This is a genomic window from Bradyrhizobium sp. SZCCHNS3016 (genome assembly GCF_032484535.1).
In the GTDB taxonomy this organism is placed as follows: Bacteria; Pseudomonadota; Alphaproteobacteria; order Rhizobiales; family Xanthobacteraceae; genus Bradyrhizobium.
Genome location: NZ_JAUETE010000019.1, coordinates 32,250 through 47,544, shown reverse-complemented (window position 1 = coordinate 47,544; position 15,295 = coordinate 32,250). Strand labels below are relative to the sequence as shown.

Genomic DNA, 15,295 nt, shown 5'->3' with positions numbered 1-15,295 from the left:
CTCATTCAGCCGGTTCGGGCTGCAGATCCGGCGATGTCTGCGCCGCCCGGACGGGCTCCAGCCACGCGCCGAGCGCCGCCAGGAAGGATTCGTTGCTAAGGATCGAGAAGTGGTCGTCGCCGGCCACGCCACAATCCGCCGCGTGCGGCAGCCGCGCCGCGAGCCGATCGCGCTGTCGAAGCCGGCCGGACGTCCACCAGCAGCCGGGCGCTGCAACGAGATCGGCCGGCCATTCGGCCGCCCGAGCCAGTTGCGCGAGGTGGCGCCCGACCCTGAAGGCCGCGACGATGTCGTCGACGCCGAGAAGACCGTCGCGCGGCTGCAGCGGCGCCATGCCGATTGCATCGGCGATCAGGCGCCGGATCACCTCGTCCGTCACCGGCGCGTCGGCGGAGCGGATCGCCGACACCTGCGACGTGATCGCTGAAGACTGTACGTCCGGCGCCGTGACCGACAGCAGCGCCAGCACATCGTCGGTCCAATGCCGTCCGACCGACGGGTGCTCGCCACCATGCGGATGCGGAACGAAGCTGTCGATCAGCGCCAGGCGCTCGACCCGCTCACCGCGCCGTTCCAGTTCGGCGGCAACCAGGCATGCGACCAGCCCGCCGAGCGACCAGCCGATCAGATGATAGGGTCCTTGGCTTTGCGTGCGCACGATCTCATCGACATAGTCTACGGCCATCGCCGCCAGCGACCGGTCGATGAAGGATGGTTCGATCAGCGTCCGGCACTGCAGTCCGATCAGTTGCCTCTGTCCCTCCAGACGGCGCGCCAGCGGCGCATAGTCGAACACCGTGCCGAATCCGCCGTGAAGGCAGAACACCGGCGGCGTGCCATCGACCGGCGAACTCAGGGGCAGCAGCGCCGACGGCCGCATGGATGATGCTGCGGGCGTGCCGAGCAAGCCGCGAATGGTCGGCTTCTGCAGGAGATCCCGCAGCTTGATCTCGCCATCGAGGACCGGGGCACGGCGAAGGCGCGCGATCACCTTGAGGCTGAGAATCGAATTGCCGCCGAGTTCGAAGAAGTTGTCCGTGACGCCCACTTGCGCGACGCCGAGAACCTCCGCCCACAGCTTCGCCATCGCGACTTCGGCAGCGCTTTCCGGCGCGATGAACGCGGCCACGGCAGCGGTGTCCGGCGCGGGCAACGCCTTGCGATCGACCTTGCCGCTCGACAGCGTGGGCAGGCGCTCGAGCACGATGATGCGGGATGGAATCATGTAGGCCGGCAAAGTCCGGCGCAGCGCGGCAGTCAGCGTTGCAGACAGCCGCTCGGCCGCAGCAGCGGCGGCGTCGCCTGGCGCCCGTGGCGCCACATAGGCCACGAGCTGATTTCCTCCCGCACCCACCACGGCGAGCACGGCAGCCTGCGCGACTGCTGGGTCGCTCAGCAGAGCCGATTGGATTTCGCCAAGCTCGATCCGGAAGCCGCTGACCTTGACCTGATCGTCGCTGCGTCCGAGATATTCGATCGTGCCGCTCGCATCCCATCGCGCCAAGTCGCCGGTGCGGTAGAGACGTGCGCCATCCTCCGCTGAAAATGGATCTGGCACGAAGCGCTCCGCCGTCATGCCTGGCTTTGCGAGGTACCCGCGCGCGAGCCCGTACCCGCCGATGTAGAGCTCGCCGGCTACGCCCGCCGGAACGAGATTCAGGAAGGCATCGAGGATGTAGGCCGTGCGGCGGCCGACGGGACTGCCGATCGGTGCATAGGCCTTGTCGCACTCCGTGTTGCCGTCGACCTTCCAGACAAGCGGTGTCACGACGGTCTCGGTCGGACCATATCCGTTGATCAGGATCTGCGGCTTCAGCGTCCGTCTGACCTTGTCGAAGCCGGCCTTCGGCATGGCCTCGCCGCCGAACGAATACAGCCTCACCGGCGGCGGATCGCCGGTCTGCTCCACCCATTCGGCGACCTGCTGGAGATAGGCCGGCGGCAGGCCGATGTGCGTGATGCGCTGGGCATGAAGCGTCGCAACGGTCTGCTCGGGCGTCCATAGATCCGCATCGCGCATGACCAGCCTTGCGCCCTGCGACAGCACCGTGAGCCAGCGCTCATGTGCGCCGTCGAACGCCAGCGACAGGAAATGCAGCTCGCTTGCGTGCTCATCGAGCTCGTAGAGCGAAGCGGTCGCCCTGCAATGCATCGCGAGCGGGCCATGCGCAACCGCAACGCCCTTCGGCCGCCCGGTGGAGCCTGACGTGTAGATCACATAAGCGAGGTTCTCCGGATGCAGATGAGGATCCGGCGCATGATGCGGACCGGCTTCGAAATCAAACGAGGCGAGATCGATGGCCCGAACGCCGGCGATGGCGGCGACGTGACGCGAGCCGGACAGCAGGACCGTGATGCCGGCGTCACCCATCACAAAGTCAATGCGCTCCGGCGGCAGCTCGGGATCGAGCGGCACATAGGCTCCGCCGGCCTTCAGCACGGCGAGCAGCGCGGCCATCGTGGCGTCGTTGCGCTCGACGACGACGCCGACTCGCTGGTCCGGCCTGAGCCCGGCCTCGATGAGATGGTGCGCGAGCCGATTGGCGCGACGATCGAGCTCGCCGTAGGAGACGTTGCTGCCGCCGATCGTGAGAGCGACACGCTCAGGATTGCGCTGTGCATGACGGCTGATCATTTCGTGCACGAGCGGACGCGTCGCGGCAGACGCCGCCCGACCATTGCAGACACGTGCTCGCTGCACGTCCTGAGCAGCCGCCGCATCGATCGCGCCGAGCGGGGCATCCGGACTTCGCATCATGACCGCAAGCAGATGTTCGAACTGCGCCCTCACCTGCTCCGCCTGATCCGGCGTGAAGTGGCTCGGCATATAGGTGAATTCGACCTGCAGCGCATCCTCGACCAAGACGGACAGATCCATCGGATAGTTGGTGACGTCGACATTGCGCAGCTCGCCGAATTGAAGCGAGCCGTCACCCTGCAGCAGGCCACGCTCGACCGGATAGTTCTCGAACACGATGATGCTGTCGAACATGGTCTCGCCGGCACGCCCGGCCCAGCTCTGGATGTCGTAGAGCGGCGTCTGCTCGAAGTTGCGGATCGCGGCGTTACGGTCCTGCATGGCGCGCAGCCAGTCACCGATCAGGACATCTGGCGGGGGCGCCTCGATCATCGGCAACGTATTGATGAACAGGCCGATCATCTGCTCGGCGCCGTCGAGACCGGGCGGACGGCCAGCGACGGTGACGCCGAACGTGATGGTCTGCTGGCCGGTGTAGCGCTGCAGCAGCAGCGCCCAGACGCCCTGGATGAGCGTGTTCAGCGTGATGCGCTCGTGCCGTGCGAACGCCTTCAATGCCGCGGTCGCATCCTTGTCGAGCCGCGTGTAACAGCGGCGATGTCCGTGCGCATCGTGGCGCCGCGCGCCGAAGGCATCGGCCAGTTGCGTCGGCTGGTCGAAGGCCGTGAGTTGTCCTCGCCAGAAGCGCTCGGCCGCCTGCGCGTCCTGGGCCAGAAGCCAGGCAACATAGTCGCGATAGTGCGCCGAACGAGCCGTGAGCGCCCGCCCGGCATATCGCTGCAGGATTTCGGCGATGAAGCGGGCCGAGCTCCAGCCATCCATCAGGATGTGGTGGTAAGTCCAGATCAGGCGATGGCGATCGTGGTCGAGCTGCAACAGGCGGACACGCTGCAGCGGCGGTACCGCGAGATCGAACTCGGCGTCACGCTCTGCGGCCAGGGCCGCTGACAGCCGCGCCTCATCGACGGCCTGTCCGCGCCAGTCTTCCGTCGTGAACGGCACGCTCGCCTCGCGATGGACCGCCTGCAGCGGTGCGCCGGACAGCTCGCGCCAGAGGAAACCGGTGCGCAACATCGGATGACAAGCAGAGACCTCCTGCCACGCGCTGCGCAGCCGCTCGACGTCCAGCCCTCGGATCTCGACGCTGACCTGGTTGACATAGACACCGCTGCCGGCATCGCGCAGGCCGTGAAACAGCATGCCCTGCTGCATCGGCGAGAGCGGATAGACGTCCTCGATGCGGTCCCAGTCGACACCAAGCCGCGCGAGCTCCTCGCTCGACAGCCCCGACAATGCGCCGCGCGCGACGGTAACCTTGGGCTGGTCGTTCCGCGCCACCAGGCAGGCCGGCGCGAGCAGCTCGATCGTCTGCAGCCGGAACACATCTTTCGGCTCCAGCTCGAGACCGGCGCGGCGTGCGCGACTGACCATCTGCAGCGAGATGATCGAGTCGCCGCCGAGCTCGAAGAAGTTGTCGGTGACGCCGACATCCACCTGGTGCAGCAGCTCGGCCCAGATCGCAGCGAGTGCGGCCTCGGTCGGATTGCGTGGCGCGATGCGCTGCGCCTTAGCGGACCGCGTGTCAGGCAGCGGCAGCGCCTTGCGATCGATCTTGCCATTGGGAGTCAGCGGCAGTTGTGGCAGCACCATCACACGCGACGGCACCATGTAGTCCGGAAGCAAGGAGATGAGTTGCGCGCGCAGCTCAGCACCATCGAGCGCATCGTGGCTGCTGACGTAGCCGACCAGTTGCCGACTACTACCGAGTTCCTGCGCCACCACGACGCTGTCGCGCACGCCGGGTTGTGATCGCAACCGCGCCTCGATCTCGCCGAGCTCGATACGGTGGCCGCGGATCTTCACCTGGTGATCGGCGCGGCCGACATAATCGAGCAATCCATCGGCCCGCCACCGCGCCAGATCGCCGGTCCGGTACAGCCGCGCACCGGGATCGCCGAATGGGTCGGGAATGAAGCGCTCGGCGCTGAGCGCCGGACGGCTCCAATAGCCACGGGCCAGGCCCTCGCCACCGATGAAGAGTTCGCCTGTCACGCCGACGGGCGCGCGGTTGAGACCGCCGTCAAGCACATGGAGCGTTGTGCTGCCGATCGGGCCGCCCAGGACGGGTGCGGGATCGCGCGGATCGAGCCGATGGAGCGCCGACCACACCGTGGTTTCCGTCGGTCCAAACAGGTTCCAGACCTCGTCTCCGAGCGCGAGCAGCCGGAGCGCCAGGTCGGGAGCCAGCGCCTCGCCGCCGCTCAGCAACCGGCAGCCCCGAGGCAGCCATCCGTGCAAACCGTCGTCGTGATCGAGCAGCATGCGCCAGCTCGACGGCGTCGCCTGGATCATGGTCACGCCCTGCCGGGCCACGATCGCCTTCAAGACCGCCGGATCATGGGCCGAGGCGCGATCCGCCAGCACGATCCGAGCGCCACGCGTCAGCGGCAGCCAGAGCTCGAGCACCGCGATGTCGAACGACAGCGAGGTCAAACCGAGCACGCGGTCATCGCGCGCAATGCCGGGCTGCTCAGCCATCGTCGCCAGGAAATTCGTCACGGCGCCATGGCGCACCATCACGCCCTTGGGCAGGCCGGTCGAACCGGAGGTGTAGATGACGTAAGCGAGGCTTTCAGGATGGATGGCGACGTCGAGATTGCCTGCGTCGACCGTTTCTTCTCCAGCCACCTCGTCCAGCAGCCAAGCCTGGGCGTGGCCGCCTGCCAGCACCGGCGCGAGCCCGTCGTGGAGCGTCGCTTGCGTCAGCAACAGCTTCGCGCCGCTGTCGCTCAGCATGTGCGCGAGACGCTCGGCCGGATAGTCCGGATCGAGCGGCAAATAGGCTCCGCCTGTCTTGAGCACCGCGAGCAGCGCCACCATCATCGTGACACCGCGCTCGAGCGCCAGCCCCACCACCACGTCGGGACCTACGCCATGCTCCCTGAGCCTGTGGCCGAGCCGGTTCGCGCGCGCGTTCAGCGCGCCATAGCTGATCGTCTCCTCATTGTGCACGAGCGCGATCGCATCGGGCGCGCGCTCTGCTTGCGCCTCGAACTGAGCGATGACGCTCGGTGTCGTCACGGCCCCCGCCGAATCGTTGACCCGCGCCAGCAGCGCGAGGTCTGCGGAATCATCGGCCGCAATGCAGCCGACCGCCTGCTCGGCATCGCGAGTGATGGCCGCGAGCAGTTGTACGAACGCCATCTGCAGCCGACGGATCTCGACTTCGTCGAAATGTTGCTGCTGGAAATTGAACACCAACCGCAGCTCTCTTTCGAGACCGACGCTCACGAACAGCGGATAGTTGCTCGTTTCGAGGATCCTCGTCCGGCTGACGCTCAGGCGGCCATCCTTGGTCTTCAAGGCCTCGTCGACCGGATAGTTCTCGAACACGAGAATGCTGCCGAACAGCGGACGCCCTGCCCGGCCCGCGATCCGCTGGATGTCGGCCAGCGGCATCCAGCCGTGATCCCGCAAGGCGAGATTGCGATCCTGCAGGTCGCGCAACCACGCGCCGATCCGCTGCTGCGGATTCTCGGCGTCGACCACCGGCAAGGTGTTGATGAAGAGACCGACCATCTCCTCGGCGCCGGCGAGCCCGGCGGGTCGGTCCGACACCGTCACACCGAAGCAGACCGTGTCCTGGCCGGTGAATCGACGAAGCAATTGCGCCCATGCCGCCTGCATCACCGTGTTCAGCGTGACCCGCTCGCGGGTCGCGAAACGTTGCAGTCGCTCGCTGAGATCGACGTCCACCGCCATGGCGAGTGAGCCATGGCCCACGCGCGCGTCGACCGCAGGCTGCGCCAGCAGGCTCGGCTCGTCGAGCCCGGCCAACGCCGCTCGCCAGAACTCGGCCGCAGCACCATGGTCCTGCGCCTGCAGCCAGGCGATGTAGTCGCGGTAGCGCGGCGGCTGTCCCTGCAGCGCCGCCTGCTCCTCGTGCTGCATCACCTCGGCGATGAAGCGGGCCGAACTCCAGCCGTCCATCAGGATATGATGATGAGTCCAGATCAGCGAGTGCGCATCGTCGGCGATCCGGATCAGCCTCACGCGCTGCAGCGGCGGCCGCGAGAGATCAAAGCCGTCGACGCGCTCGCGGTCCGCAACCGTCGTGAGCGCAGCATCCAAGGCGGCCGGAGCAAGCCCAGCCGCGCGCTCCCGCCAGTCCTCCTCGACGAAGGAAACGTCGGCGTCACGATGCACGACCTGCTGCGGCGTTCCTGACAATTCACGCCACAAGAAGCCGGTGCGAAGCACGGCATGACGATGGCTGACAGCCTGCCATGCGGCCCGCAGCTTGCCGGCGTCGAGACCGCGGATCTCGGCCGCGACCTGATTGACGTAGACCCCGGTGCCGTCGTCGTGCAGCGCGTGGAACAACATGCCCTGTTGCATCGGCGACAATGGATAGATGTCCTCGACCTCGCGCCAATCCAGCGTCAGCGCGTCGAGCTCGGCCTGGCTCAGCTTCGACAGCGGCACATCGGATGGCGTCACGCCGTGGACGCCGCTCGTGCAGTGATCGACCAGCTCACGAAGCGCCGCCTCGAAACAGCCTGCGACGCGGGTCACGGTCTCGCGTCGATAGCGCTTCCTGCTGAAGACGAACGATAGCTCCAGACGACCGTCGAGCACCCTCGCATTGATGGCGATATGGTGGCGCAACGGGCTCGATGCCGCACGCGACGGGCCGGCGCTCTCGGGCGCGATCGAGAACAGCGCAGTCTCGTTCGTGCTGCGATCGACCTGACCGAGATAGTTGAACCCGATGCGCGGCTGCGCTCCCGTCGTCAGCGTCGCACGCTGGGCATCAGAACCCAGATAACGCAGGACGCCGTAGCCAAGTCCCCGGCTGGGGACTGACCGCAGCATCTCCTTGGTCGTCTTGATCAGCACGGCGGGTGGCTGCGATCCAGCCATCAGTTGTACCGGAAACGCAGTCGTGAACCAGCCGATGGTTCGCGACAGATCGAGCCCGCCGCCCAGATCCTCGCGGCCGTGGCCTTCGAGCTCGACCGTCATGATTTCGCGGCCCGACCACCGCCACACCGCGCGCGCGAGCGCCGACAGCAGCAGATCACTGACCTGGGTTCTGTACGCGCCGTGCGCCGTACCCAGCAGACGCGCGGTCAGCTCGGCGTCGATCACAAGCGGCACGTCGTCGGCGTCGGCGATCGTATCCCGATCCGCATGATCAGAATCGCATGGCACGTCGTCCGCCCGCCGGAGCCCTGACCAGTAGTCCAGCTCGGCAACCAGCGCATCCGAGGCCGCGTGTGCGCGTAGCGCTGCGCCCCATTGGGCGTAGGCGTGCGTCTTGGCCGGCAGTGTCGCCTCTTGCCCGCGCATGAGCTGCTCATAGACAGCCGCGAGATCCTCCAGCAGCACGCGCCACGACACGCCGTCGGTCACGAGGTGATGGATCACGATCAGGAGGCGCTGCTCGCCCTCCGGCAGATCCATGCCGACCATCCGCACCAGACGACCATGCGCGAGCGAGAGGCTCGCCTGGACCTCTGCGGCGAGCGCGGTGACCGCCTCGCCGTCGGCCAACTCGCACGACCGCAACAGGTCCGAGACAGCCGGCCCCGGCCCGTGCTCGGCGCGCCAGACACCGTCGATGCGTTCGAAGCGCAGTCGCAGTGCGTCGTGATGCGCGACGACGGCCACCGCTGCGCGTCGCAACACGTCCCAGTCGAGCCGCCGCCGCGGCCGCAGCAGCAAAGCCTGATTCCAGTGATCAGGGGCGTCCAGTTCCTGCTCGAAGAAGCGGAGCTGAATCGGCAGCAACGGAAGTGGCCCGGCGATGCGCCCCTGCTCTGCCGTCGTCTCCAGCCGGACGATCACCCGCGCGTCGCGCGCCAGGGCTTCCAGCGTCTGGTGCTTGAAGACGTCTCGCGGCTCGATCAGAAGGCCGGCCCGCCGCGCACGACTGACCATCTGCAGCGAGATGATGGAATCGCCACCGAGCTCGAAGAAATTGTCGGTCATCCCGACATCCGGCTGATGCAGCAGCTCGGCCCAGATGGTGGCCAACGCAGCCTCGGCCGGCGTCCGCGGCGCAATCCGCATCGCTGCAACGGGCGCCTCCGGCGCCGGCAGCGCGTTGCGATCGACCTTGCCATTCACCATCAGAGGCAGGCGGTCGAGGACCATGATCCGCGCCGGCACCATGTGGTCCGGCAGCGTTGCGGACAGGGCATTACGCAGCGTCGCAGCATCGAGCATGCCGTCGCCGCAGACATAGCCGACCAGCTGCCGACCCACGCCGAAATCCCTGGCGATCACGACGGCCGCGCTGACCGAGGGCTGCTGCAGGAGCCGCGCTTCGATCTCGCCGAGCTCGATGCGGAAGCCGCGAACCTTCACCTGGTGATCGGCCCGGCCGACATAGTCGATGGCGCCGTCGCTGCGCCAGCGCGCCAGATCGCCGCTTCGATAGAGCCGCGCGCCGGGAGGTCCGAAAGGATCGGGAATGAAGCGCTCGGCCGTCAGCGCCGCGCGCCCGAGATAGCCGCGCGCCAGCCCGTCGCCGCCGATATGGAGCTCGCCCGTCGTTCCCTCGGCGACGGGATTGAGATCGGCATCGACAATGCGCAGGATCGTGCCCGGGATCGGGAATCCGATCGGCACGCCCGACCCGCTCGGCCCGCGACAGTTCCAGAAGCTGGCATTGATGAGCGCTTCGGTCGGCCCATACCGATTGTCGAACCGGATCGCGGGGAACACCGAATAGACCTGGTCCTTCAGCTGGACCGGCAGGGCCTCGCCACCGGAGAACAGGCGCTTCAAGGTCACGCATCGCTGAACCTCTGGCTCAGCCACGAATTGCGCGAGCATCTGCGGCACGAAATGCAGCGTGGTCACGTCATGCGCAGTGACCGCATCGATCAGCCGCTTCGGCTCGCGATGTGCGCCCGGCGCTGCAATCGCAAGCCGCGCGCCGACGATCAGCGGCCACAGGATTTCCCACACCGCGACGTCGAAGCTGAACGGCGTCTTCTGCAACAGCGTTTCGCTGGGATCGAGCCCGTACTCCTTCTGCATCCATCCTAGCCGCGCCGCCAGGGCGCCGCGCGTGCAGGCCACGCCCTTGGGCACGCCGGTCGAGCCGGACGTGTAGATCACATAGGCGAGGCTCTCGGCATGAACCGGAATCCGAACATCGGAGCCATCAGTGGCGCGCAAACCGCCACCCTCACGGGCGCCGTCGACCACGATCAGCTCGGCGCCCGCCCCTGCCGTGATCTCGATCAGCCGATCGCGCAGTTGCGCCTGCGTCAGCACCAGCCGGGCACCACTGTCGCACAGCATCGCGGCGAGCCGCTTGGCGGGATAGTCCGGATCGAGCGGCAGGTAGCCGGCGCCGGCTTTCATAACGGCCAGCACAGCCACGACCAGGTCGGCGCTGCGCTCGAATGCCAAGCCGACGGGAGCATCCAGAGCAACGGTGGATTGCCTGATCTGTCGCGCCAGGCAGTTCGCCCGCGCGTTCAGTTCGGCGTAGCTGATCCCCTCCTGATCGGAGATCACGGCAATGGCCGCAGGCGACCGTGCGACCTGCTGCTCGATCTGCGTCACGACGTCGACGAAGTCGTCATTCACCGCCCGCGCGACAGGTCCCGAGCCCCAGCCGAGCACTCGATGCAAAGCGGCGGCGTCCAATCCATGCAGCTCTGCGACCGGTCGGCTGCTGTCGTCGGCAATGCGCGCGAGCAGACAGGCGAAAGCTGCCTGTATCCGCTCGATCTGCGCCTGGTCGAACTGGCTGCGATCGTAACGGAACCCAAGCCGGATGCCCCTGTCCGTCACGAACACCGCGACCGTGAGCGCATAGTTCGTGATCGAGATCTGCTCGGCGCGGCTGGCACGCGGCCCCTCGCCGGCCTGATCGCGCAGCGCCGCGTCGACCGGATAGTTCTCGAACACGAAGATGGAGTCGAACAGCGGCCGGCCGGCGCGGCCCGCAAGCCGCTGAATCTCGTGGAGCGGCATCCAGCCATGCTCGCGCAGGTCGACGTTGCGATCCTGCAAGCCGCGCAACCAATCACCGACCGACGTTTGAGGCGTTGCATCCTCGAACACGGGCACGGTGTTGATGAACAGGCCGACGGTCTCCTCCACGCCCGCGATCTCAGGCGGCCGGCCGGAGATCGTGGCGCCGAAGCAGACATCCTGGCCGGTCAAGCGCCGCAGCAGCTGTCCCCAGGCCGCTTGCAGGACCGTGTTCAGGGTCACCCGCTCGCGCCGCGCCACGACCTGCAGCCGCTCCGTCGTCGCCGCATCGATGACGAGATCGATCGAGCCATGGCCGTCGGCAGGCGCGGCCGGCCCGCCCAGCGCATCGGCAAGCAGGCTCGGCTCGCCGACCGTCGAGAGCGAGCGTGCCCAGAACGCACTCGACGCATCGCGATCCTGCTGCTGCAACCAGGCAATGTAGTCGCGATAGCGGCCGCGCGGGGCGGACAGCGATGCGCCACCGACATGCTGCATGATCTCGCCGATGAGCCTTGCCGCGCTCCAGCCGTCGAGCAGGATGTGATGATGTGTCCAGATCAGGCGGTGCACACCGCCGCCGAGATCGATGAGACGGACCCGCTGCAATGGCGGACGCGACAGGTCGAAGCCGGCCCGCCATTCGGCTGCGGCCACATCGGCCAGCGCCTCGTCACGCGCAGCCTGATCCATCGAGTCCACACGGTCGCGCCAGTCCTCCTCGACGAAGGGGACAGGAACCTGCCGATGGACGACCTGCTGCGGCGCGCCCGACAACTCTCTCCACACGAACGCCGTCCGCAACACCGCGTGTCTCGCCGTCACCGCCTGCCACGCCGCGCGCAAGCGCGCCGCGTCCGCACCGCTGATGTCGACGGCGATCTGGCTGACATAGTTGCCGCTGTCACCATCGCGCAGTGCGTGGAACAGCATGCCCTGCTGCATCGGCGACAGCGGATAGATATCCTCGATATCGCGCCAATCGCGCGACGCTCCGAACAGGTCGAGCTCCGGCTGGCTGAGGCCTGAGAGCGGAACGTCCGACGGCGTGAGGCCGTATACGCCGCTCGTGCAATGCGCGACGAGTTCGCGCAGGGCCGCGGAATAGCACGCGGCCAGCCGCTCGATCGTCGCGCGGCGATAGCGTCGGCGGCCGAAGCTGAATGTCAGCCTCAGCCGGCCATCAAGCACCTGGCCGTTGATGCTGAGCCAGCGCCCGAGCGGCGCGCTGGCGCTGCGTGACGGCCCTGCGCTTTCCGGCGCGAGCGCGAAGGCAAGGTCAGAGCCGGCGCCGAACTGGCCGAGATAGTTGAAGACGATCCGCGGCTCGGCTCCGCCCGTCAGGGCGGCGCGCTGCTCGGGACTGCCGCAATAGCGCAGCACGCCGTAGCCGAGCCCGCGCGCCGGGATGGCCCGTAATTCCTCCTTGATCGACTTGATGAGCGTGGCATCGTCGCCCGCGCCACCGGAGAGGCGAAGCGGAAACGCGGTCGTGAACCAGCCGACCGTTCGCGATAGGTCGAAGCCCTCGAAAATGTCTTCCCGGCCGTGACCTTCGAGCTCGACCAGACATTCATCGAGCCCGCTCCAGCGGCTGACCGCGCGGGCCAGCGCCGCCAGCAGCAGGTCATTGACCTGGGTCCTGTAGGCAGCGGGCGCCTGCTTGAGCAGTTGCCCGGTCATGTCGGCATCGAAGGACACGACGACATCCTCGCCATCGGCGACGCGATCGGTCTCGCCGCGATCATCGTCGCATGGCAGGTCGCCGGCGGCGGTCCGCTGTCTCCAATAGTCGAGCTGACCAGCCAGCTCCTCGCTGGCGGCGTAGTCTTCGAGCCTGTTGCCCCATGACGCCATGGACCGGCTCTTGGAAGGCAGAGCAATCGCGGCCGCGCCCTGCGCCGCCTGTCGATACGCCGAGGCGACGTCCTCGAGCAGCACGCGCCAGGACACGCCATCGACGACGAGATGATGCACGACGATGAGAAGCCTCTGGCTGCCGTCGGCAACGTCCATGCCGACGAGCCGCAGCAACGGCCCCTGCAGAGACAGGCTTGCCTGCGCGGTCGCGGCAGCCGAGGTGATCTCAGCCGCATCGGCGACGGTGCGGATCCAGAGCAGATCGGCGCTCGCCGGCATCGCGCCATATATCGCCTGCCACTCTCCGTCGCTTTGCCGGAATTGCAGCCGCAGGGCATCGTGATGCGCCACCACGGCCTCGACCGCCTGCGCCATCACCCGCCAGTCGAGCCGCGCCGACGGCACGAGCATCAACGCCTGATTCCAGTGATGCCGTTCGCCGGCGTCCTCGGCAAAGAAGCGGCGCTGGATCGGCAACAGCGGCACCGGATCGCCATCACGCGCAAGCGGCTCAGCGGATGCAACGACGGCCCGATCGCGACGCGCGACCCGCGCCAGCTCCTGCAGCGTCTGATGCCGGAACAGATCGCGAGGCTCGATCGACAGGCCACGCTGGCGCGCGCGTCCGACCACCTGCAGCGAGATGATGGAATCGCCGCCGAGCTCGAAGAAATTGTCGGTCAGGCCCACCCGCGAATGGCCAAGCAATTCGGCCCAGATCGCCGCCAGCTCCAATTCCGCGGGGGACTGCGGCACGACGTAGTCGGTCTCGGCAGACAATTGCTCGGGCGTCGGCAAGGCGTCGCGATCGACCTTGCCATGAGCGGTGAGCGGCATCTGCGGCATCAGCACGATCCGCGCCGGAACCATGTAGTCCGGCAGCTCCTCCGAGAGCGCCGCCCGCAGCCCGGTCTCGTCGAGGCCGTCCCCGCGGCAGACATAGCCGACGAGCTGCTGGCGTCCGCCGATCTCGCGTGCCACCACCACCGCCGACTGAACACCCGCCTGCCGCGTCAGCCGTGCCTCGACCTCGCCCGGCTCGATGCGGAAGCCGCGGATCTTGAGCTGGTGGTCGGACCGGCCGACATAGTCGATGACGCCATCGGCGCGCCAGCGCGCCAGATCGCCGGTGCGATACAGCCGCGCGCCAGGTGCGCCGAACGGATCGGGGATGAAGCGTTCCGCCGTCAGCGCCGGCCGATTCCAATAGCCGGCCGCGAGCCCCTCGCCGCCGATATGAAGCTCGCCGGTGACGCCGACCGGAACGATGTTGAGATCGCCGTCGAGAACATAGGCCGAGCGCCGGCCGACTGGACGGCCGATCGGTGCATAGGCGCAGTCGATCTCGGCATCGACGTCGACCTTCCAGACCAGCGGCGTGACCACTGTCTCCGTCGGACCGTAGCCGTTGATCAGCTTGCGCGGCCGCAGCGCCTGCCTGACCTTGTCGAAGCCGGATTTGGGCATCGCCTCGCCGCCGAACGAATACAGCGACACGGGCGGCGGATCGCCGCGCCACGCCGCGAAGTCGGCGAGCTGCTGCAGATAGGCCGGCGGAAAGCCGGCATTGGTCACCCGCTGCGCGCCCATCACGTCGAGCGTCTTCTCCGCCGACCAGAGATCGGCATCACGCATCACCAAGGTCGCGCCGCAGCCCAGCGCGGTCCACAACCGCTCATGCGCGCCGTCGAACGTGAAGGAGAGGAAGTGCAGCTCGCGCGACTGCCGGCCCATCTCGTAGAGCTCGGCGGTGGCCTCGCAATGCATTGCGAACGATCCGTGAGCGACCGCAACGCCCTTCGGCACGCCGGTGGAGCCGGACGTATAGATCACGTAGGCGAGGCTCGAGGGATGGACATCGACCGCCGGGTCGCTCTCCGTCGTCTCAGCCGCCATCGCGCCGAGATCGACGACCGCGATCCCCGGCATCGGCGGCCATTGCGACAGTCCCGCCGCATCGACCAGCACGACGCGCGCGCCGGCATCTCGAACGGTGGCGGCCAGCCGCGCTGGCGGATGATCAGGATCGAGCGGCAGATAGGCCGCGCCGGCCTTCAGGACGGCAACAAAACCGGCGACGAGATCGGGCGAGCGCCGCATCGAGAAGCCGACGAGCTCGCCGGGGCGAACGCCGAACGTTGCAAGATGCCGTGCGATGGCGTTGGCGCGGCGATCGAGCGCCTGATAGGTGATCGTCTCGGCCCCGAACACCAGGGCCGCTGCACTCGGCGTCTCCTTTGCGTGCCGGGCGAACATCCGATGCACCGGCTGGAACGGCACGAGCGCGGGAGGGCAAGCGTTCCACTGTCTGACGTCGTCGCGTTGCCGGGCCGACAACAGCTCCAATGCCGCGATCCGACGTGTGGGATCCGCGACCATCGCTTGCAGGATCGTGAGCCAATGCCCGGCGAGCCGTGCGATGGTCGACCGGTCGAACAGCGCGGTGGCAAAGGAGAACAGCGCCGAGACGTCTCCCGACGGCGCCTCCTCGCTGTCGAGAGCGAGGTCGAATTTCACCGTGTCGATCTCTGCCGCGATCGTCTCGATCTGCAATTCGGACGCAGCCGGCGCATGCGCCGGCTCGCGCCGATGCTGATGGTTGTAGAGCACCTGGAACAGCGGCGTCTGGCTCAGGCTGCGCTGCGGCTGCAGCACGTCGAGCAGCCGCTCGAACGGAAG

At 67.5% G+C, this 15,295-nt stretch carries 1 protein-coding gene (running past one end of the window); it reads right to left on the bottom strand.

Features of this window, described 5'->3' with window-relative positions; all coding sequences use genetic code 11:
* Position 1 precedes the first annotated feature (1 nt).
* On the bottom strand, positions 2-15,295 hold the 3' portion of the coding sequence (locus QW881_RS28525; protein ID WP_316159143.1) for a non-ribosomal peptide synthase/polyketide synthase. Its footprint extends 1,119 nt past the window's final position; only the last 15,294 of its 16,413 coding nucleotides appear in the window; the start codon falls outside the window, past its right edge; it ends in the stop codon at positions 2-4.